Here is a 20995-nt window from a genome sequence, read left to right on the forward strand (position 1 = left end):
GCTCCTTTATTGTTTATTTCGGCGCAATCTTTTCGAGTGGCTGTGCGTTTCCATATACAGGTGTCGGCGTTTCCGTTTGACGGGCCCATTTCACACCATTCTTGATCACGTGCTGGATCTCTTTATTATGATAAGTCGGGTACGTTTCATGTCCCGGGCGGAAGTAGAAGACTTTCCCTTTGCCGCGTCGGAAGGTCGCTCCACTTCGGAATACCTCTCCGCCTTCAAACCAGCTGACGAAAATCAGTTCATCCGGGGTCGGAATGTCGAAGTGTTCCCCGTACATCTCTTCTCTCTCAAGCTCGATATACTCTCCGATTCCTTCTGTAATCGGGTGGGATGGATCGACGACCCAGATCCGTTCCTTATCATCGGCTTCGCGCCACTTCAGATCACAGGACGTTCCCATCAGTTTCTTGAACGGCTTGGAGAAGTGACCGGAATGAAGCACGACCAGACCCATACCGTCCAATACCCGCTGCTTCACTTTCTCTGCGATATGATCCTCTACTTCATCGTGCGCCTTGTGTCCCCACCAGACGAGGACATCGGTTCCATCCAGCACGTCGTCGGTCAACCCGTGTTCTTCCTCATCCAGAGTTGCTGTACGAACGGTTACGTTTTCCTCTTCCAAAAATTCGGCAATCGCACCGTGGATTCCTTCCGGATAAATATCGCGGACGATCTCGCTTTCTTTTTCATGACGGTATTCGTTCCATACTAGGACGTTCATGTTCATTCCCCTTTTCTTTTTATAGTTAAGACGGACGGATCGGCGATTTCCTGCTGCAGGATTCGCGTTCGATAATGATCGTCGGAATAATGACGCTCTTCTTGATTCTGTCCGGATGTTTCAACCATTCAATAAGGTTGCGTGCCGATTCATGGCCGAGCTGGAACGACTGGGTATCAACCGTCGTCAGCGGAGGGCTGGAGAGCCGGGCGATCATCGTGTTGTTAAATCCGATCACACTCATCTGCTCCGGCAGCTTCCAGCCTTTGGTCGTCAATTCACGCATGACCATCATGGCATTGTAGTCGTCCGTGATCACGAGTCCCGTCGGCGGGTCGGAGAGAGCCGTCAATGCAGCAGCCACTTCTTCCGCTCCCGACTGATCCGCCTGGATGTTCTTCCAGATGTGCGCCGTTTCATCCAGTCCGTTCGCCTGAAGCGCCTGCTTAAATCCTTGCAGACGATCCCGGGCTACTTCGTACTGTGCGTCGCCGCCGATGAAACCGAGCTTCTCATGGCCGAGCTTGATCAGATGGTTCGTCGCATCTTTACTCGCCTGTACGTTGTCATTATCGACATAGAGGGTGTCTCCCGGAGAATCGACCGGTTTGCCGATCATGACGAAAGGAAATTCGCATTCCCTTAAATACGGGACAACCTTGTCATCCTCGCGGGAATAAAGGACGATACAGCCGTCGACACGCTTTCCCTGGACCATCTTGACGACTTCTTTATAAATAGCTTCTTCTGTGTTTCCCGTCGTTAAGTAAATACTGTAGTCACTATCATGACAGGCATCGCTGATCCCTCTCAACAATTCCGAAAAAAACGGGTTGTCGAAGGAGTGGATCGAGGATACCTTCGTTACGATGCCGATTGTCTGGGTGGACTGACTGACAAGGACCCGGCCGTTGTAATTCAAATGATAGCCGAGCTCCTCCATTACTTTCCTTACCTTCCGCTTCGTCTTCTCACTGATACGCGGACTGTCTGAAATAACGCGGGAAACAGTAGAGGGAGCCACGTTCGCCTTCTTCGCTACATCTTTTATCGTTACGGACATACCCATCTACTCCCCTGCTGATTATTTGACGGCACCTTCTGAAACACCGGCAATGATTTGCTTCTGAGCGAAGAAGTAGCCGATGATGACCGGCAGGATGGCAATTGTCAATCCTGCAAGCGCCAGGTGCCACTGCTTCGTATATTGTCCGAAGAAATAGAACATCTTCAACGGGATCGTCGCATTCGACTCATTCAAGACAAGAGATGGAAGGAGGTAATCGTTCCAAATCCAGATGACGTTCAAGATCGCGACTGTTACGGAAATCGGTTTAAGCAGCGGGAAGATGATGTGCCAGAATAGCTGGAAGCGGTTCGCTCCATCGATGATGGCTGCTTCATCCATGGATGTAGATACACCCGTCATTGCTCCGTGATACAAGAAGATCGACAGGCTGCATCCGAATCCGAGATACATAAAGATCAAACCGCCGGCGTTCAGCATGTCTGCCTGTCCGAAAATCGAAACAAGCGGAATCATGACAGACTGGAACGGAATCAGCATTGCCGCTACAAACACGAAGAAGATGATGCCGCTGAGCTTGCTTTTATTCCGGGCTAGCGCGTAGCCGGCCATGGAAGAGAACAGGATGATGATCGCAATGCTTAAGCCCGTGATCATCAACGAGTTGAACAACGACTTTAGAAATTCCAGATCGATGAACGCTTCCACAAAGTTTGAGAAAACGAATTCGTCAGGAAGACCGAGGACACCTTCAAAGATGCCCCGTTTTGTTTTAAACGCATTGACGATCATCAAGTAAAACGGTGCAATCCAAATCAAGCCGAGCAGAAGGCCGAGGACTTCAATGGAAATTAAATTTCTTCTTTCTTTATTTCGCTTCATTACATCTCCACCTCCCGCTTCTTGTTGTAATACACTTGGCTCAACGCAATAACCGCGACAATCAGGAAGAAGATGACGGCTTTCGCCTGTGCGTAGGCCATATCGTTATCCTGGAATGCTGTGTTGACGATTTCCATTGCTACCATCTGTGTCGAGTTGAACGGCCCGCCGTTCGTCAACGACAAGTTCTGGTCATAAATTTTGAATGCCATCGACAATGTCAGGAACATACTGACCGTGAAAGCTGGTGCGACAAGTGGGAACGTGATGTTCTTGAAGCGCTGGAAGCTGCTCGCACCGTCGATCTTCGCTGCTTCGATCAGTTCTTTCGGAATGTTTTCTAAGTATGCGATATAGATGATCATGATATAGCCGGCCATCTGCCAGGCTGTTAAAATGACAAGCCCCCAGAAACCGGTGCCCTTCGTGGAAAGCCAGCCGTTCAGGCCTTCGATACCGGTCAGGTTGGCGACATCTCCGAACACGCTGATGAATATGAACTGCCAGATGAACCCGAGAATCAATCCGCCGATCAAGTTAGGCATGAAGAAAACCGTACGAAGCAGGTTTCCGGACCGGATTTTTCTTGTGACAAGAAGCGCAAGCCCGAGACCCATCACGTTTAATAAAATGACGGTGACGACTGCGAATTGTACTGTAAACCAGATGGAATCTACGAATTCCTGCTCCTGGAATAGATTGATATAGTTTTCAAGACCGAGGAACTGGGTCGCTGATATTCCGTCCCAATCGGTGAACGAGTAGAAAAGACCATAGATGAAAGGAATGACGACGACGATTCCCAACCCGAGGATGACGGGGGTGAGGAACAGCCAGAAGGACAAACTGCGGTTCTGCATGTAGAACTCCTCCAATGCTTATTATGATAACGATTTCATATCTGCCTTTAAATAAAACATCCCGTCTATTAACATACTTACCTTATAAATATCCTAATAGAGGGGATATTTTATAATGCCGGCAGGAGCGAGCTGCTCCTGCCGACCCTATAAGGTACGACCGTTATTGGCGGGCGTCTTCCCAAGCTTTCGTAGCTTTCTCTTCTACCTCTTCCCACTCGATGTCGCCTGCGATATATTCCTGCATCGCTACACCAAGTGCGTTTTCTGTCCAGCTCGTAGGAGCACCAAGGAAGACCCATCCAAGCGTGTTGCCTTCATTAGCATAGTTGTAGATTTCCTGAGAAATCGGATCAGCGATATTCTGATCTTCATACCCTTCATATGCCGGGATGAACTTGAACTCTTCTGTTACGAACTTCTTGCCTGCATCAGATGTGTACATCCAATCAAGGAAGTCTTTACTCGCCTGCACGACTTCGTCATCGGATTCTTTGTTTACAACCCAGTAGTTAGGAACGCCGACAGGGATGCTTCCTTCATATCCTTCTACAGGAATAGGAAGAAGACCGACATTGTTTTCCGCGAATTCCGGATCCATGGACTCGATGGTGTTGTACACCCAGTTACCTTGCTGGATCATCGCTACTTTACCCAGTGAGAAGTTCTCTTCTACCTGTTGAGAATAGTCGAGGCTCAATGTAGGTTGAATGGAATACTCGTTCTGAATGTCTGTGAAACGCTTCATCTGATCGCCCATTTGGAATTCGACCGTATCAGCTTCATATGCTTCCATGACATCATGATTGAATTCGTCTGCAAGATAAGCGTTCGCCAGGTGGTTACCCATTACCCACTTCTCTTTCGCAGGGAAAGCGAATGGTGCGTCGATACCAAGGTCGCCTTTCTTGGAGTCAAGCGTCTTCACTGCTTCTTCCAAGTCATCCAGTGTCTTGATATCTTCTGCTTTGATCCCGGCATCTTCAAACACCTGTTTGTTGTAAAGCAGGCCGTAACCTTCCTGGTTGAAAGGAAGACCGAGGACCTGATCGTTTCTGGATACGCCGGAAAGCGTTCCATCAAGCGCCGCTTTGGCAGCTTCCGTATCAGATAGATCTGCTAAGTATTTTTCATATTGATCGACATCTGTCGGACCACCGACGTTGAAGATGTCCGGTTCTTCACCAGAGGAGAAGGACGTTTTCAGAGAGGCCCCATAATCGTTTCCTCCACCGACTGTCTTGACATTGATATCGACGTCCGGATTCTCTTCCTCATACATGGATACCAATTCTTCAAACTGATCTTTGAATTCCACTTTGAATTGGAAAACATCTACTGTAACAGCATCTCCGGAGTTTCCACTTGATTCTGAATCTCCATCACCGGAACCGAAGGAACAACCAGCCAGGGCAACCGTCGAAGCGAGTACTGCTGTAGCAATCCCCGCGGACCATTTGTTTCTTTTCATCTCATCCACTCCTTATTCATCCTATTAACCTTTGAATCCGCTTACATATCACATGTAAAAAAAGAGCTTTCGTGGTATGCCTTCGTGCAACAGACCGTGCATACGTTTGCACAAATGGCATGTAAAAAACTCATCAGCTTGTACAAAATGAGTAAAAAATATTGCTATGGCGCATGTGAATACGTTTGCATAAATTCATTGATTAATGAAGTTGAGTAAATCATAACATGCAAAAAAACCAATTACAACAACATTTTTCAAATAATTCTCCAAATAGGTAACGCTTTCACGTATACCTTATCCTTCCCTCGCATGAATGTCCCTTATCCTTCATAAATTGATGGAAAGAGGTGAGTTTCATGACAAAGAAAAAAGGGCAGCTCAATTGGGATGCGTTTTCTGAAAATGTGGAGAAAGTACTTGGAGAGGATTTTTGGAACGACATGCATCATGTCATTCCGAAGAAAGGTCCTTCCTATGACTTTTTTCAAACAAAAGATCAAGGGGTGCTCGTCATCGAACTTCCCGGTATGACCAAGAACGATCATGTGCAGATGACACAGGAAGGCACCCGCCTGATTGTAAAAGGAACCGTCACGCCTCCCTATCCTGTTCCGGTCGAGGAATTGATTCATGACGAGCGGATGAAAGGCAGTTTCAAGCGCATCATTCCGATTCCGTTCCCCTTTTCCATTGACGATATTACAACGGCCTACAGCGACGGCCTGATGGTGATAACCTTGCGCAAACATGCGGACAGTAACGAAGTACGCATCCATTTCGACCCTCAATAGCGCAGGAATATTTCCTTTTCATCGGAGTGACGTTTTGGCAGCCTCACTTCGACAATTCCCTCGTGGTACTGGGCATGGATATTACGCCGACTCGTCTGAGCGGGAAGTGCAATTGCAAGGCGTTCCTGACCGACTCCATCTACAAACAATTTTCCGTTCCCTACAGTCAGCCGAAGTTCCTCGACAGCTACTTCCAGAGGAACGGTGATCGTGACGACGACTTCATTGACTAATTCGATCACTTTGTATGGGACCTTCTCTTTTTCTTTGGCGGCTGGCTGCTGCATAAATGGATTGGGGGATAATGCTTCTTCCATCTGCTTTTGAACGAATTCATTCATTTTGAACATATCCATCATTTGATTCGGAAATCCGTTCCCAAAAGGGGAATTCGATGGATTTCCTTCTCCTTGTTTTCCAAAAGACGGGAACCAATTCATAAAGTCTTTCATGCTTGACTATTCCTTTCATACATTAGTGATAGGAGGTGACGACATGTGCCGCATCATTTTCGATCAATTATCCGTCCATCAAATCTCCAACGCCTCTGGTATATATTCCGGTACGAACATCCCTTCCGGATTCCGCTCCACTCAGAAGAAATGGGAAGGAAACGGCAAGGTGGTCGGTGACAGGAACATCCTCCAATCCAACAAACACCTTGTCATCAAAAAGCCGCAGGGAGATTGAGGCTATGTTTTTCTTTCGTAAACGAACGCCTCCTCCCACCAACGATTTGAAGGAATTGCTGCAAGAGCTTCAGCGTCTGCGCCAGACCGTCGAGCATCTTCAGGAGAAACACGTGGAGTACCACCTTCATATTGATCATGTCGATATTCACGATCCAAAGCTTGAGCAACTGACCTTTCAACTGGACAACTTGGATATTAAAGAGTTGAGCGGAGCTTTGAACATGGGCAATAATTTTGGTGTCCACGTCAAAAAGGACCCTAAACCGGAAGCGAAGCCGACGAAAGACGGCATGAAAATAACGTTTAAACCGAAGGAGGACTGACATGGCCTTTTTGTCCCCAAACTTCTTCATCCAAAACATCCGGATCGGAGCGATTGAGAATGCCTCGTGCTTGAACATGGGCAACAACGTCCCGAACGGATTTGAGAATCATCAGAAGCTTAATCAGGGGTTCGGAACCGTTCATGGTGATGAAAATACGCTGGAAGGGCTGCGTTCCATTCTAAGTGATTCCGCTCTCCTCGACATGATGATGGCTGATAAAGAACAAGAGATGCCTGAATGGCTCACAGACCTCATCAAACATAAAATGGAGGAGAATCAGCCTTCGGGTTGATCTCCTGCCTTGTTTTGTTTATGAGAGGAAGACGTGGACGGACTGTAGACCGGCATATCAACGAGGTCATCATCGTGCACGACATTGATGTTATACGTAATCATATTGCCTTCCCCGATCACAGATCCCAGCCCGACATTCTCCTTGCGATAGGTACTCCAGCCGTTCTGGGTGTTGGGACCGACGAAAATCCCGGAATTCCCTTCGATCTGATTAACATAAATGGAATCGAAACGAATATCGATGAAATCTCCCCCTTAGTACTGAACGTTCGGTTGAGGGTTATTGGCTGTAGGGACGAAGAATGGACTATCTGTGACATCGTTATCAAAGATTGTATTGACATTGTTTGCTGCAATAAAGAATCCGACCGTTATTCCCGCGGCATTGTTGTTCTTCCCCTGCCACGTCCAGTCCGGCTGGTTATTCTGACCTGTCGTTATCGTACCGTTCTCATTGAGCGCATTGACGGCAATCTGATTGAACACAACGGATACTGGCATCTCAATTCACCTCACCTTATACCGATATCCTATTCGCACGTCCGGGATATGTGCCTTTACCTATGTCGCTTCCCCCTATGTTGTTCATAACAGCGATAACAGAAGTCAATGGAGATCGAGTGACCGTCCGTGACCGTCATCACCTCCTCTTCCCGCAGTTCCGCCTTACACTTCCAGCAAATACGACTTGCTTCCTGGAGCGCTTTTAATCTGTCTTCCATCAACATGGCCCTTCCTCCTTTTTCCTGGGTGTCTCTACTTTACCCTTCTCGCCTCCTGAACACGAGTACGCCATTTCCCTGTTTAACAATCCTGAATCGCTGTATTCTCGCTTTTCATCAGCCGGATTCAGAAAAAGAGAGGTATACCAAGACATAAAAGGACAATTATCCCCCTTTTTCTAATACACGAAAAAATGCCACCCGTAACCGGGTGGCATTCGAACATGTCAGATGAGGCTTCCACGTGTGGAAGGGATCGGCAGCTTTTTAGAAAAACCCTTCTGCGCCGGAACCCCGGCGCACTTTTTAGACCCTTCAAGAAAGGCATGACTACGCAGTCTGCATTTATTTACTTTGGTGGATCCTCCACTTATTGAACTCCAAGTATTCCCTGAATTGATCTTTCGATATCCCTGAATTCATTGCTTCTTGAACGAGGTTCATCCATTCTTCATCCAGATTCTCATCCTGAGGTTCCGCTTCCCCATGGAGAAGAAAATTAATGGTAACGCCCAACTCCTGAGATATTTTTGTCAGAAACTGAACGGAAGGATTCGTTTGGATATTCCGCTCGATGGAACTTAGGTACGACTTCGCCACCCCTGCTCTTTCGGCTAATTCAGACAGCGACATATGACGGTCTTTACGTATTTTCTTAATCCGCTCACCGATCATACTCTCACCTCTTTCTATGTAATTTGAGTATAACACAACACGACAGGCCGTTCTATTTAAAGCACGAAAAATAAATATCCCGGCCTAATTCAAAAAGGGTTTTCATTTCTATGTATACATCGAATTCCCCATTTATTTATATCGGAAAATGACAAAAATGATAAAGCAATTTTTTATAAACGTTCTTTAAATGAGTATGAGTGAAGCGAGAAATGCAATACTAGGATTAAATGATGAGAAAGGTGAGCGACATGAATGATACCGTGGAACAGTTCGAAATCACATTCAATCAGATTCATCAGCATTTAAAAGAGCTGAACGGCTACCCGAAAAACGACAACTTCGTCGAACTGCTGCAGCGATCCAAGCTGAAACACAGCGTCATCCGTATCCATTTTGATCAGCTGAAGCAGTATGCCAAGTTGAGGAACGCCATCGTCCATGAACGGATCAGCGGGGATTATTATATAGCCAGTCCCCACGAAGACGTCGTACGGAAGCTGCAGGAAATTAAACGAACGCTTGATCAACCACCGGAAGCGCTGCAGTTCGCCACTCGTCCCGTCCTCTACTTCAAGGAAGATACGACGCTCATTCACTTGGTCGAAGCGTTCGACGAACACCGAATCTCCCAATTTCCTATCTATACCAAAGACCGTTCCTTCCTCGGCCTGCTGACCAATGAAGGGATTCTCCACTGGATGGCTTCTGCCACTGCCGATGAGCACCTGTCACTGAAAGGGGTGACTGCCGCAGACATCCTCCAGCATGAAAAAGAAGCGAACGTCGAATTCCTGGCAGCCGACCGGACTGTTTTCGATTTGGAAGAGAGGTTTGAGAACAGTCTCGATCAAGACAGGAAACTGAAAGCGGTGCTTGTCACAGAAACCGGGTCCTCCAACGAATTACCGATGGGCATCGTTACAACGTGGGACTTGATCAAGGTGGACCGGCGCGGGGAAGGTTAAAAAATTATGTTGCAAAAACGTTGAACCTCTTCCCTCCACATTATATGATTATATAAATAAGGAGCATAAAGGGGATGGGGTATGATGCATGAACGTAGGAGCGAGCCCTTTCGTTACACCTTCCAATCACCTCTGCCAGGCTTTTATAACAAGAAGTGGAACCGCCAAGTTTCAGGTCCTTTAGAAGTGAATGACATAAGTCTTAACGGTTTACGCTTCACGAGCGCCCTTCATCCTGATTTGATGATGAAGGACGAATTGCTTGTGACAATGATGATTCAAAACCGCACGTTTATTGCCGAGGGGCGCGTCATCTGGCTGCAGAAAGAAGAAAAGAAGATGTCCTGCGGAGTCCACGTCTTCGACTATCCCGAACCGTTGAAACAGATAATCCATACACTTGGGGAATCGATGTCAGAAGCAATTATCCATCATCCTTAAAACAAAAAAACTGGAGGACCACCGCCTACTGATCAGCATGCGGTTGGAACCCCAGTTTTTTAATCAATTCTCATTCGATTTCACAGATGGCGCGGATTCATTCCCTTCCGCATCAACCGCCGTAACGTAATAGATATGGCTTCCCGCCTCAGGGTCGACATATGTCTTTCTTTCATGCGCAGAGATGCTGGCCACTTGATCGAAGTCTTCGCCATCTGCGCTGCGGTACACCCGGTATCCGATAACATCGTCTTTACGGACGGCGTGCCAGTTTACGAAGGAACCACTCACTTCCACGGCTGTCGGAGAAGGAAGTTCTGTTTCATCTTCCACTTCTTCCTTCAGAGTAGTGTAGACTACGAGCCGGTCTTGATGACCTCCTTTATCCCGGATGAATTCACCGGTACAGGTAATTACATTCAGCCTCTTTTCACTCGTCGGACCGAAAATTTCTTCAATCGGAGATTCATCCCACGGATAGCTCTCCATCCGTTCCACTACATACGTTCTCTCTTTTTCTTCGTCATCCGTAACCGTTATCTCATCCCCCGGCTCCAGCTTCTCCAGATCGTAGAAGACAGCAGGACCGGTGTGACTGTCTACATGGCCCGCTATGACTGCGTTCCCTGTTTTTCCCGGCTGAGTCCCAGGCTCGAACCAGCCCGCTTTTGACGGGTCTTCCGGCACTCCCATCTCCCCGTTCTCAAGGACACCGACATTTTCTACAGCGGCATCGACGTCGATGGCAGGAATTTTAATATTTACCGGGACTATTCCTGCTTCCGCCTCTTCCGCCCGCTCTTTATTCTCTTCATTCAAGACTCGGAATTCCTCTGTTACCGTCTGCTCGTCCGCCTGCTCTCCCGATGGGTAGATATCGGTATTCACGACGTTACGGCTCCCCTTGCTCACCGGCTCATCAGATGTCCACATGGCAAACACGTTGGACTGATATAAGAACATCAACAGGGCGATCGTGCCCACGATAGAAAAGTAAATTTTCCACTTTCTTTCCACTGTCTGCCCCTCCTTTTTCCTGGACGTGTACTTAAACAGCTATCGTTTCAACGTTCTATTTGGATCACCTTTTTCATAAAAAAATCATTTAATAAAAACCCAAGCCTGTGTTTACAAGCTTGGGTTTTGGAATCACTACTATTTCTCTACCCGCCTCTGAAAGAAACCAGTCACTTTTCTCGATATATCATCGAAATACGTGTACACGACCGGAATGAGCACGAGTGTAAACAAGCTGGAAACGGATAACCCGAAGATGATTGTCACCGCCAGAGGCTGCTGGGCTTCGGATCCCTCACCGATACCGAGGGCGAGCGGCACCATGCCGAGGATCGTCGTCAGCGTCGTCATGAGAATCGGACGCAGGCGGTTCGGTCCTGCCTCGAGAATCGCTTCCAACCGGTCATACGATTTCCTACGCAGAATATTGATGTAATCCACGAGAACAATTGCGTTGTTAACGACTATCCCTGCGAGCATAATGATACCCACAAAAGCCGGAAGACTGAACGGCAGACCAGTCAACAGAAGACCACCCGATATACCGACAATCGTTGCCGGCAGCGAGAACATGATGATGAACGGGAACAGGAAGTTCTCGAACTGGATCGCCATGACGGCGTAAACAAGGAAAATAGAGAATACAAGGGCGATAGCTAAATCGCCGAACGCATCCTGCATATCCTGCGCCTGACCGCCGATGGTGTAGGAATATCCATCCGGGAAATTCAGCTGTTCCAGTTCCGCTCTTACTTGTTCGGTCGCTGTTCCTAGATCAATACCGCTGACTTCCGCTTCTACATTCACCTGGGGCTGCTGATTTTCCCGTAACAGAGAGACGGGCCCCTGGACCTGTTCCAGTTCTGCGATCGTCGCAAGAGGAACAATCCCCCCGCCCGGAGATTGAACCGGCATACTTTCGAGATCGGCAATCGTCTGCCGGTCCTCCTCAGGGAAGATGAATCGGACGTCGACTTCGTCCGTGCCGTTCCGGTACCTTGTCGCAATTTGACCATTGAAGGCAAGCTGGACTTGACTGATGACCTGTTGATCCGTCAATCCATATTGGGCCGCTTTCTGGGAATCGACGTTGATTTGCATTTCCGGACGTCCTTCCTCTGTGGAAGAAGTGGCGTTATTTACACCGTCGACTTCGTTCATTACGTAAGCAACCTGCTCTCCAAGCTCATCAAGGACGTCATATTCTTCCCCGTTCAACTGGACCTGAAGAGGTGCTCCGGTTCCAAGGCCGGCATCGAGTTCACTCACCTCGATTTCCGCTCCTGCGATTCCAGCAACGGCTTCATCGAGCTCCCCCATCACTTCCTGGGTTGTCTTCTCCCTGGATTCAGGATCAATGAGCTGAATCGTATAGGATGCCGAATCGGTAGAACCGTTACCAAAGCTTCCCATACCACCGCTGCCAATGGATAAATAACTGACGTCAATGATATCTTTGAACTTTGCAATTTGTTCATCAACTTGATTTGTGACGGACTCCGTTTCGGAAAGCGATGTACCTGCAGGCATTTCGACTTGGATTTCCACCTGCCCTTGATCGGAAGGAGGAATGAATTCGGTTCCGATCAATGGAATGACCGCTATCGCTGCAGCAATCAAGGCCGTCGTGATCGCCAGCGTCGTTTTTCTGAACTTCAACACCCAGCGCAGTACAGAACGGTACACGTCATTCACCTTATCAAGGAAGCGGTCAAACCAATAACGCCGGCCGTTTTCCTTCAACGACTTCGTTAACAATTTCGAAGACAGCATCGGAATGAGTGTCACCGATACAGCAAGCGATGCAATCAGTGCGAACATGATCGTCAAGGCAAGCGGTGTGAATAATTCTGATGCAATTCCTTCTACAAAGATGATCGGCAGGAAAACAACCAAGGTTGTGGTAGCCGAAGCAACGACGGCAGGCGCGAGTTCCGATGCCCCCACTTTTGCCGCTTCCACCATAGAATACCCCTGCTGCCGGTAGCGGACGATATTCTCCAGGATGACAATGGAACTGTCCACCATCATTCCAATTCCAAGCGCCAGTCCACCCATCGTCAGGACATTCAACGTCTCTCCAGTGAAATACATCAACGTGAACGTCGAAATGATGGCGATCGGGATCGAAAGACCGATGACCAGTGTTGCCCGGAAGCTCTTTAAGAACAAGAGTAACACCAGAACAGATATGATTCCCCCGATAATAATATTCAAGACGACACTGTTTATGGATGTTTTGATAAAGTCGGACGTGTCCAGGACGATGCTCGTCCCGACCCCTTCCGGTAAATCCTCATCCAAATCTCCAAGTGCCGCTCTTACATTATCCGCCGTTTCTACACTGTTGGCATCGGTTTTCTTCAAGATGGACAGCACGACCGAAGACTCTCCATCGACCTTGCTGATCGAATTGGCATCGACAAGCGTTTCCTCGACATCCGCGATTTGATCGAGCGTCACTTTCGCACCCGATGGAGACTGAATGATGGTCTCACGCACATCATCCACCGAGGAAAACTCCCCTTCCAGTCTAAGCTGCAAATCTTTCTGACCGGACTCGATATTCCCGGCCGATGCGGATTGATTAGCGGCATTCAACGCTTGAATGACTGTCTGCGAATCCAGTCCATACTGAGCCATCTGTGCACGGTCGATAAGGACCTGCACCTCACTTACTTGTCCACCTTCCACGCTGACAGAGGCGACACCATCCTGTCGCTCAAGAAAAGGGACGATCCGACTTTCGGCAACCTGCTGTAACTCTGCCGGAGATCCGCCGGATAAGCCGATCGTCATGATCGGCAGCTGCTGCGGATCGAAGCGCAGCACACTTGGATCGGAAGCTTCTTCGGGAAGGACGCCCGTTACCTGATCGACGCTTTCCCTCACCTCAAGCAGCGTACTGTCAAGATTTACTCCTGTATTGAATTGAAGCAGCACGAGGGAAGAGCCTGCCTGAGACCTGGATTGAAGAACTTCAAGCCCTTCAATACTGCTTACTGCCGACTCCACCGGCCTGCTTACAAGCTTCTCTACTTCCTGAGGTGCCGCCCCTTCATAGGACGTCGAAACAACAGCGATAGGGAGCTCAATTTCAGGATAGAGATCGATCGTTAAATTACGCAGAGAAACGAAGCCGAGGGCAAGAATGGCGGCAACAACCATAATGACCCCGACAGGTCTCTTGACGGAAAGATTAACGAGCTTCATCCGGAGAATCCTCCTTCATGACACGTACAAGATCCCCGTCCGTAAGGGTCAACTGCCCGGAAGTGATGACATCTGCATCTGAAGGAAGATCTTCCGAGGTAACAGCAACCTGATCCGTTTGTCTTTCCACGACTTCCACAGCAACCTGCACCGCTTTTTCGTCCACGATCTGATAAACAAATGTCTCTTCATTTTCTTCTACTAAACTGTCTGTCGGAATGATTAACGTATCCTCGACCACCTTTTCCGGTAAAAGGAAAGTTGCCATCATGCCGGGTTTGATCGTCTCTTCTCCATTATCTACGCGTGCTTCAACAGGATACAATCCGGTGTCGTCCGGGACAGATGAAACATACGTGACGGTCGCAGTGACTTCGTCTTCAAGAGCCCCAATATCGACCTTCAGTTCTTCCTCTTTGTTAAACAAATCCAATTGTTCAGCAGTCACGGAAGCAGTAATCGTCATCGGATTCAAACTGACAACGGTAGCAAACGGCTGTTGGTTCGTAACGAGGTCCCCCTCTGATGCATTCAGGGAAGCCACTTCTCCGGAAACCGGCGCAGTCACTGCTTCGTTCGCCGCCTGCTCCTTCGCCTGTTCCAATTGGACATTCGCCTGCTCGACTTGAAGCTCTGCCTGTTCTACGGCCATATCCGCCTGCTCGATCTGCTGCTCGGCCTGATCGACTTGAGCTTCTGCCTGGGCGACAGCGGAAGCAGATGCAGGCGCCTGCCCACTCAACTGCTTCATCTGTGCCTGTGCCTGCTCCGCACGATTTGCCGCCTGCTCATACAGCGCTTCAGGAATCTTCTCCTCTTTAAACAGCTTCTGTGTCTCATCAGCCAGCTGTTTTGCCTGTTCGTACTGCTGTTCAGCCGCTTCCGCCGCCTGGGCCGTCTGACTCTTTTCTGATTGAGAAGCCTGCTTGGCAAGCGTCACCTGATCTTCCGCATTCTCGACGCCGGCTGCTGCTTGTTCTTTGGACAACCGGGCATTCTCAAGCTGCTGCTCCGCTTGACGGACCGCCAATTCCTGCAGCTCCACCTGACTTTCTCCGTTACCAGGATCGACGACACCGATCGTCTCTCCCTTCTCCACTCTGTCGCCTTTCTCCACATTCAAGGTAACCAGTTCACCAGGCGTCTTGGCTGTCACAGGCGCCTGCTCCCCGGCCGTTGCGGATCCCGAAATTTCCCGTTCGATGACGAAATCATCTTTTTGGACTGTATCCACCTGAACAGGGGTCACACGCTCCTCCGCTTTCTCTGAACCCGTTTCTTCCTGCATACACGCCGCCAATACTACCAGCGACAACACCATTACCAGCTGTTTCATCAAGACTTCCTCTCCTTCAAAGACTCTCTTCGATGTGTTTCCCCTGAACCTTTTATGTACGCCGAATACAAACCGCTGACCATGTAGTCATAATTACGATTAATGTTACTAAACTCCCCTATGTATTGCAACTTGCAGCATTCCGGGGAAAATGACAAAATTGTGTCTGCTTCCCGTGTCGGAATATGCTGTACTTTCGTTTCATCTGCCCCTTATTGTGGTAATAAATAACAGACGTTATGCGACGAGGGCACAAAAAAAGCCAAACCGGATCGGTTCGGCCGTGATGCCTATTGGAGGCTGTTTCCGAGCTGTGCCACGAGCAGATCGAGTTTCTTAATCTTGGGAAGCTCATATTCCGGGAAACGCTGATCAAAATGAGTAAAAAGCGGCTCCAGTGCTTCATCCTCCATCATTTCACCGAACGTATGGAAAGTATGCTGGTACTGGGCGATGTAGCGTTTCATTTTCTTATCAAAACCGGACAGATGATACGTGGATGAGAAATCGAACGCTTTAACAATATCGCTGTCATACGAGGGGAAGCTGGGGTTCAGGGTATGCAGCATAGAGGCAGCAAGTGGAAACTGCATCGTAGGATTCCCTTTGTGGTTCTTTACTTCGTACAGACGTTTCGTTATCTGGACGATATTCGGTCGTTCATGGTCCCGCTGTTCTTCCATCAGTTTGAAGTAACAGCTCTCAAACTCCTTCGTCAAACTCGGATTATCCAATCGGAAGAAATGCCGGAAGATAAATTGATAGAGCTTGTCATCCGGGACATACGTATCTTCAAACACCGTATGCAGGTAAAGGTAAACATCCAGTTTTTCCTGCGGAATGTTGTTGACCACTCTCTCTCGCTCTTCTAACAATAATTCTTTTAAATCTTGTGCCGTTCTGTACTTCATCAATAATCACCTCTATTCGCTTATTCCACGCATCTAAAAACTGGAAACTTATAATTGTAAAGTTTTTATGAATTGTTCTATCTTCATTCTACCGAACCGACGCCTATTTTCCAAAGGATATAGACAATCTCTGGTCAAAATATCCCTTCATCCTCTTCTCTCGTATTCCGATACAAGAAAAGAAGGAGGGATCAAATGGATATTGCAGCCTTATCAATGGCGCTGAGCACAACACAGTTGAAACAGCAGACGAACCTGGCATTGATGGATAAAGTGATGGGGAACGCCGATACAAAAGGGGCGCGGATGGTGGAGATGATGGAGAACTCCATCCCCCACCCGGATCTCGGAAACAGCCTTGATATAAAGGCGTAATCAAAAGATTGCCACCGGCGGGCGTGATCATAAAGGAGCTGAGCGAATGGACAAAAGAATGGCATGGACTGGTTACTCCCTTTTCTTAGCAGGCATCGCTTTATTTCTCCTGTCCCCGCCCAAAGCTCAGCCGGTCTTCGTACCGATCTTTACCATCGGTGGTCTCTGTCTACTGATTATCGCCTTATTTCTGTCCATGAAAAAAAGCCGCTGAACAGCGGCTTTTTAAGACTTATTATTCGTTGTCTTTGTTTTCATCGTTTTCCATCGTATCTTCGTTCGTCATGTCTTCTTCGTTCTGCTTCTCTTCTTCATTCATATCGTCTTCCATCTTGTTCTCATCGTCCTGCATATCTTCTTCCATCTTGTTCTCGTCTTCCTGCATATCCTCTTCCATGTTATCTTCTTCTTCCTGCATATTCTCTTCTGTGTTGTTATCGTCCTCCGCGGGCTCCTCTTCCGAAGCACACGCACCTAAAAGAGAAACAGCGAACAAAGCGACCAACAATTTAAGTAACAAAGCTTTCATGGACATTTCCTCCTTTTTGATGATTACGTGCTCTAGTATGTCCAGAAGAAGAGAATCCATCCATATTCCACCAAGAAAATAAAAAAAACCGGCAGCAGCTGCCGGGTCTCTCCATTATTTCAATGCAAACATGATTTCCGCTTCACAGGCAAGCTGCCCGTCGACGGTGGCTTTCGCTTTCCCTTTGCCGATCGGTCCTTTCAAACGGACAATTTCCACTTCCAGCTTCAACCGATCGCCCGGTTTAACCTGACGCTTAAAGCGGCACTTATCGATACCTGTGAAGAACGCCAATTTCCCTTGGTTTTCTTCTTTCTTAAGCATCGCAACCGCGCCCATCTGCGCTAAGGCTTCTGTAATAAGTACGCCGGGCATCACCGGATAATCCGGAAAATGGCCCTGAAAGAAGGGTTCGTTTATCGTTACATTCTTGTATCCAACCGCACGCTCGCCTTCGACAATCTCCTCTACCTGGTCGATTAATAGAAACGGGTAACGGTGGGGAATAATTTCTTTGATTTGTTCAATATCCAGCATCATCTTGCTCCTTTCATCAGTCCTGTTCTCCATTATAAGCGTAGATTCCACGTGGAACAAATCGTTTTCCGCAATTTCGTTTGACATACCGAAATTAGGGAATGCTAATTTCTAGATGACACATCTAAAGGAAGGAGGATGAACAATCATGCTTTGGACTATCTTTATTATCATATTGGTATTATGGCTGCTTGGCGTCATCGGTGGTATTGCAGGGAACCTCGTCCACATTCTCTTAGTGGTCGCACTGGTTGTACTCATCATCCGCCTCGTCCAAGGAAAACGATTATAGCTTTAAAAGGCTGCCTGCATAACTACTGCGGCAGCCTTTTTTTCATGAACTCCTTGTCCAGGCACTTTCCCCGGCAGAAACCGGCACCTGCTCCCTGCTGTCTGTACCAGTCTGTCTGGCTTCCTGAACCGGAGAGGACGGACTCAGCCAGCACGTGTACCAGGATCCCTCTTTAACGATAGGGTCCAGATCAAACAGGTCATAGTTGCTTTTATTCGTTACACGTTCGAGCTCTGCTTTGTCTGGAAGGGCAAATAAATTGGAATGGGCAACGAAGAAACTATTGAACGCAGAGGAAAAGGCTTCTCCGTACATCGTTTCATTCATCGGAGTAATGACGGAAATAAGACCGTCCGGCTTCACATATCCATGCATCTGCTCGAGCAGACCCGACCGCTCATCCGGGTGAATATAATGAAAGAGATTGTGCAGCAGCACCACATCCGCCTTCCTATCCTCCGGGCTCCAGTCATGGACGTCCCCGACGACAAATTCGATATTCGGGTATCCCTCCGATGCCGCGCGGGCGCTCTCAATCACCTTCTGGTTGATATCGACCCCGATCATACGGACGGAAGGATAAGTTTCAGCCAGTTTTCGTAAATAACAACCGTTTCCGCATCCAAGATCAATGACCGTGTCGATGTCTTTATCACGTAGTGTCTTCATTATTTTCTTCATGGCAAAATGCTCAAGCAGAGCAGACGTTTCGGCAACGACTTCTCCATGCCTGTCATGATCGAACTCCGCCCGCTCCAACGACCGCATTATATCCGGATACTGCAACAAAGTAGGGATATGAAGTTCCATCATTTCTTTAAGCAGCGCCTTCACCCCTGGAGACGATCGTTCACCCATGAGGCTTGCGCAATGTTTCTTCGAAGTGCGGTAGCGCCCGCCAGGCCGTTTCTTCAGATGCTTCACAGCAACACCGACTTTGACCCAGGAAGAGAGCAGGTCCATCGGATACCCCGTCTTCTCACTAATTACATCAATGGTTCGTGCCGTTTCGAATTCATCAAACAAGTCGAGCTCCGATCCGACATATGCATGCCAAATCGGTAAAAAGGATTCATTCTTCTTCATCCACTTCCTCGCCTGCATCACGGTGATCCATTCATTCATCTGATCCTTCCTTTCTCATTTTTTATCCAAGGGTAATCTTCCGCTTCCGAGAATAAGCGCCGGTACTGTTCCGTATCCTTCACCCGCCTCTTTCTTGCCGGAAGCATGTTTCCCTGAACCGCCCTGTCGGTTAATGTGAAATCCCATTTTCCTAATCCGGATATGTTCAGCATCTGCTTAACGTGCAGCTTATCATCTTCATACATCCGCTCCACAGCCCTGCATCTTAGCTTTCTCCACCACTCGTACCGGAAAGAATAAACGAGGGCGGACATATGACTCAAGGTAAGGAGAAAGGAGACACGAGGCTTTCTTACTTCTTCATAATAGTGAAGGTATTCATGATAGCTTTTTCCCTCTTCTTTACACCAGGCCAGCAGTTCCCCGAGCACGTCGGCATCCTGCACCGCTAAGTTCATGCCTTCTCCCGCCATGGGATGTACGGTGTGGGCAGCGTCGCCGATCAATACAAGGTTACCGGCATAGTACCGATCGACATGATAGGTATAGGGAATCATAAGCTGGATATCGCGCCAGTCTCTGATGGCGCGGACGCCGTCCTTTAATTCAGGCGCAAGCTCGCTGTATGCTTCATAGAACCGCTCGAGTCCCTGTTTTTTGATTTGTTTATAACTCCCTGCTTCAATGAGGTAAACGGTACGGATCTCTTTGTCCGGCAAAGGGAATAAACCAAGGAAACCATTCGAAGTTGTAATGATTTTCCCCTTCGTGAAACGTTCCGGACGGGGAATAGTGACCGTGAGGAAATGATGATTATACTCTTTCCGTTCCATATGGACGTTCATCGCATCGCGCGTCGGTGAGCTTCTCCCTTCCGCTCCGACATACACATCCGCCTGGATTGATATTCTCTCCCTCTTCTGTTTAACGACAGCTACACCGTTCTCAAAGCCCAGGAACCGGGCACCCGGGAGGTAGTGAAAGTATTGCTCAAACGATTTCCCTTTATTTCTGAGGATATCCTTTGTCTTCTCATGAGGGACCATCAATGCATGATCATATACGCTCGCTACTCTGCCGTAGTCAAGCTCGGTCAAACTGATTTCTTCAGGCGGACGCCCTTTCCTGCGGTGGACTTCCTGAAAACGGAGCTGATCGATCGGATGACCGCACGCTTCCACCTGTTCTCCAACGCCGATTCGGTCTAATATAGCAATGGTCTTCGGCTGAAGGAGTTCCCCCTTATAAGCAGGCGATTTCCTGTTCATCTGCTCTGCAATGACGACATGAACTCCTCTGCTGGCAAGCTTCGCAGCAAGCATCAGGCCCCCTACACCGCCGCCTGCAATGAATACATCTGTTTTCATAGTTTCCCTCCCGGCTGACTTCGCTGTATCTACCTCATACCCCATAGGGGAATTTGAAAACATTGGAAGAACACAAAAAACACGGACTCTCATGAGTCCGTGTCGTCATATTCCGGAGGCTTCCACATATAATGAAGACAAGCCCGGTTTTTATTCTGTTTTCGTCACGATGTCCCATATATGCTGCCACGTTTCCACTTTCAGCGCATCTGTAGGATCACCATCACCGATCACACCATATCCGACCATCAATCCTATCAGTAAGGCAAGAGCACTGAGGAGGAGAACGATGAGGATCCGAAGCCATATCGGAAGAATCCGCCTGCGGGGTTTCTTTGTGGTCTTCTCTTTCTTCGGTTTATTCTTCCCTGCCTTCGGTTTGACGGCAGTTTCCTTCTCTTTCATTTGCTTTGTCCCTTTTGCTTTAGGATCTGTTGCCATGGTCGT

The 20995-nt window shown here is 48.2% G+C and carries 27 protein-coding genes; 9 read left to right on the top strand and 18 right to left on the bottom strand.

The genetic code is table 11. The annotated features are described in order from the left end of the window. Window positions 1–13: 13 nt before the first annotated feature. The 5 genes from AXG56_RS12260 to AXG56_RS12280 form a co-directional block, all read right to left on the bottom strand. Window positions 14–733 carry a trehalose utilization protein ThuA gene (locus AXG56_RS12260; RefSeq protein ID WP_008632434.1) on the bottom strand — a complete coding sequence of 240 codons (720 nt, stop codon included), beginning with the start codon at window positions 731–733 and terminating at the stop codon, window positions 14–16. Window positions 734–758: 25 nt separating this feature from the next. Further along, window positions 759–1796 (bottom strand): LacI family DNA-binding transcriptional regulator, encoded by a 1038-nt coding sequence (locus AXG56_RS12265; RefSeq protein ID WP_008632432.1) that lies wholly within the window; start codon window positions 1794–1796, stop codon window positions 759–761. Between the two features lie 21 nt (window positions 1797–1817). After that, entirely contained in the window at window positions 1818–2642 is an 825-nt protein-coding gene (locus AXG56_RS12270; protein WP_026577881.1) for a carbohydrate ABC transporter permease, read from the bottom strand. Next, window positions 2642–3502, bottom strand: coding sequence for a carbohydrate ABC transporter permease (locus tag AXG56_RS12275; RefSeq protein WP_008632424.1), 861 nt, complete (start codon window positions 3500–3502; stop codon window positions 2642–2644). The genes AXG56_RS12270 and AXG56_RS12275 overlap by 1 nt, the downstream gene beginning before the upstream one ends. 163 nt (window positions 3503–3665) lie before the next feature. Next, entirely contained in the window at window positions 3666–4973 is a 1308-nt protein-coding gene (locus AXG56_RS12280; protein ID WP_008632423.1) for an ABC transporter substrate-binding protein, read from the bottom strand. A 359-nt stretch (window positions 4974–5332) separates the two neighbouring features. On the opposite strand from AXG56_RS12280, the gene AXG56_RS12285 reads away from it, so the two are divergent. Beyond that, the gene (locus AXG56_RS12285; protein ID WP_008632422.1) at window positions 5333–5767 is read left to right on the top strand and encodes an Hsp20/alpha crystallin family protein; all 435 of its coding nucleotides are present in this window, start codon (window positions 5333–5335) and stop codon (window positions 5765–5767) included. On the opposite strand, the gene AXG56_RS12290 is transcribed toward AXG56_RS12285, so the two are convergent. Then, window positions 5761–6219 (bottom strand): Hsp20/alpha crystallin family protein, encoded by a 459-nt coding sequence (locus tag AXG56_RS12290; protein ID WP_008632421.1) that lies wholly within the window; start codon window positions 6217–6219, stop codon window positions 5761–5763. The genes AXG56_RS12285 and AXG56_RS12290 overlap by 7 nt on opposite strands. A 43-nt stretch (window positions 6220–6262) precedes the next feature. Here AXG56_RS12290 and AXG56_RS12295 point away from each other — a divergent pair, with 43 nt between their 5' ends. Genes AXG56_RS12295 through AXG56_RS12305 form a run of 3 tightly spaced genes read left to right on the top strand, consistent with a single transcriptional unit; the run spans window position 6263 to window position 7077 of the window. Then, complete coding sequence (locus tag AXG56_RS12295; protein WP_008632420.1) at window positions 6263–6457, top strand: hypothetical protein; 195 nt, start codon at window positions 6263–6265, stop codon at window positions 6455–6457. Window positions 6458–6461: 4 nt separating this feature from the next. Beyond that, on the top strand, window positions 6462–6782 hold the full coding sequence (locus AXG56_RS12300) for a hypothetical protein (RefSeq protein ID WP_008632419.1): 321 nt from the start codon (window positions 6462–6464) through the stop codon (window positions 6780–6782). 1 nt (window position 6783) lies between these two features. Next, window positions 6784–7077, top strand: coding sequence for a hypothetical protein (locus tag AXG56_RS12305; protein ID WP_008632418.1), 294 nt, complete (start codon window positions 6784–6786; stop codon window positions 7075–7077). Window positions 7078–7334: 257 nt separating this feature from the next. On the opposite strand, the gene AXG56_RS12310 is transcribed toward AXG56_RS12305, so the two are convergent. The 3 genes from AXG56_RS12310 to AXG56_RS12315 all read right to left on the bottom strand — a co-directional run bounded on the left by AXG56_RS12310 (window position 7335) and on the right by AXG56_RS12315 (window position 8476). Continuing rightward, window positions 7335–7580: a hypothetical protein gene (locus AXG56_RS12310; RefSeq protein WP_008632417.1), complete on the bottom strand. Its 246-nt coding sequence runs from the start codon at window positions 7578–7580 to the stop codon at window positions 7335–7337. 56 nt (window positions 7581–7636) lie between these two features. Continuing rightward, window positions 7637–7807 carry a hypothetical protein gene (locus tag AXG56_RS19535; protein ID WP_161484927.1) on the bottom strand — a complete coding sequence of 57 codons (171 nt, stop codon included), beginning with the start codon at window positions 7805–7807 and terminating at the stop codon, window positions 7637–7639. Between the two features lie 339 nt (window positions 7808–8146). Further along, window positions 8147–8476, bottom strand: a complete 330-nt coding sequence (locus AXG56_RS12315) for a helix-turn-helix domain-containing protein (RefSeq protein ID WP_008632415.1) — start codon at window positions 8474–8476, stop codon at window positions 8147–8149. A gap of 251 nt (window positions 8477–8727) precedes the next feature. Between AXG56_RS12315 and AXG56_RS12320 the strand changes: the two genes are divergently transcribed. Continuing rightward, window positions 8728–9444: an HPP family protein gene (locus AXG56_RS12320; protein WP_008632413.1), complete on the top strand. Its 717-nt coding sequence runs from the start codon at window positions 8728–8730 to the stop codon at window positions 9442–9444. 81 nt (window positions 9445–9525) lie between these two features. After that, on the top strand, window positions 9526–9885 hold the full coding sequence (locus AXG56_RS12325) for a PilZ domain-containing protein (protein ID WP_152413288.1): 360 nt from the start codon (window positions 9526–9528) through the stop codon (window positions 9883–9885). A gap of 63 nt (window positions 9886–9948) precedes the next feature. Here the strand turns inward: AXG56_RS12325 and AXG56_RS12330 are convergent, their stop codons facing one another. The 4 genes from AXG56_RS12330 to AXG56_RS12345 all read right to left on the bottom strand — a co-directional run bounded on the left by AXG56_RS12330 (window position 9949) and on the right by AXG56_RS12345 (window position 16362). Then, a complete protein-coding gene (locus AXG56_RS12330) occupies window positions 9949–10902 on the bottom strand; it encodes a class F sortase (RefSeq protein ID WP_062514848.1) in 954 nt (317 codons plus the stop codon). Between the two features lie 138 nt (window positions 10903–11040). Continuing rightward, entirely contained in the window at window positions 11041–14115 is a 3075-nt protein-coding gene (locus AXG56_RS12335; RefSeq protein WP_062514850.1) for an efflux RND transporter permease subunit, read from the bottom strand. Continuing rightward, window positions 14102–15451 carry an efflux RND transporter periplasmic adaptor subunit gene (locus AXG56_RS12340; RefSeq protein WP_008632407.1) on the bottom strand — a complete coding sequence of 450 codons (1350 nt, stop codon included), beginning with the start codon at window positions 15449–15451 and terminating at the stop codon, window positions 14102–14104. The genes AXG56_RS12335 and AXG56_RS12340 overlap by 14 nt, the downstream gene beginning before the upstream one ends. 290 nt (window positions 15452–15741) lie before the next feature. Then, the gene (locus AXG56_RS12345; RefSeq protein ID WP_026577878.1) at window positions 15742–16362 is read right to left on the bottom strand and encodes a hypothetical protein; all 621 of its coding nucleotides are present in this window, start codon (window positions 16360–16362) and stop codon (window positions 15742–15744) included. A 195-nt stretch (window positions 16363–16557) separates the two neighbouring features. Between AXG56_RS12345 and AXG56_RS12350 the strand changes: the two genes are divergently transcribed. Then, window positions 16558–16737 carry a YjfB family protein gene (locus tag AXG56_RS12350; protein WP_062514851.1) on the top strand — a complete coding sequence of 60 codons (180 nt, stop codon included), beginning with the start codon at window positions 16558–16560 and terminating at the stop codon, window positions 16735–16737. A gap of 46 nt (window positions 16738–16783) precedes the next feature. Next, window positions 16784–16951, top strand: a complete 168-nt coding sequence (locus AXG56_RS19540) for a hypothetical protein (protein WP_161484928.1) — start codon at window positions 16784–16786, stop codon at window positions 16949–16951. A gap of 21 nt (window positions 16952–16972) precedes the next feature. Here the strand turns inward: AXG56_RS19540 and AXG56_RS12355 are convergent, their stop codons facing one another. Together AXG56_RS12355 and fabZ are read right to left on the bottom strand one after the other, a co-directional pair. Then, window positions 16973–17266 carry a hypothetical protein gene (locus AXG56_RS12355; RefSeq protein WP_152413287.1) on the bottom strand — a complete coding sequence of 98 codons (294 nt, stop codon included), beginning with the start codon at window positions 17264–17266 and terminating at the stop codon, window positions 16973–16975. 114 nt (window positions 17267–17380) lie between these two features. After that, window positions 17381–17803: a 3-hydroxyacyl-ACP dehydratase FabZ gene (gene fabZ / locus AXG56_RS12360; protein WP_008632383.1), complete on the bottom strand. Its 423-nt coding sequence runs from the start codon at window positions 17801–17803 to the stop codon at window positions 17381–17383. 148 nt (window positions 17804–17951) lie between these two features. Here fabZ and AXG56_RS19340 point away from each other — a divergent pair, with 148 nt between their 5' ends. After that, window positions 17952–18095, top strand: coding sequence for a lmo0937 family membrane protein (locus AXG56_RS19340; protein ID WP_008632381.1), 144 nt, complete (start codon window positions 17952–17954; stop codon window positions 18093–18095). Between the two features lie 42 nt (window positions 18096–18137). Here AXG56_RS19340 and AXG56_RS12365 read toward each other — a convergent pair whose 3' ends face one another. From AXG56_RS12365 to AXG56_RS12375, 3 genes are all read right to left on the bottom strand, one after another. Beyond that, on the bottom strand, window positions 18138–19220 hold the full coding sequence (locus AXG56_RS12365) for a trans-aconitate 2-methyltransferase (RefSeq protein ID WP_062514854.1): 1083 nt from the start codon (window positions 19218–19220) through the stop codon (window positions 18138–18140). Beyond that, on the bottom strand, window positions 19217–20548 hold the full coding sequence (locus tag AXG56_RS12370) for an NAD(P)/FAD-dependent oxidoreductase (protein ID WP_008632377.1): 1332 nt from the start codon (window positions 20546–20548) through the stop codon (window positions 19217–19219). Before AXG56_RS12370 ends, AXG56_RS12365 begins: the two co-directional genes overlap by 4 nt. Window positions 20549–20698: 150 nt before the next feature. Then, window positions 20699–20989, bottom strand: coding sequence for a DNA-directed RNA polymerase subunit beta (locus tag AXG56_RS12375; protein WP_008632376.1), 291 nt, complete (start codon window positions 20987–20989; stop codon window positions 20699–20701). Between the last annotated feature and the right edge of the window lie 6 nt (window positions 20990–20995).

Origin of the sequence: Halobacillus sp. KGW1 (genome assembly GCF_001592845.1) — a bacterium.
Taxonomy (GTDB): domain Bacteria; phylum Bacillota; class Bacilli; order Bacillales; family Halobacillaceae; genus Halobacillus.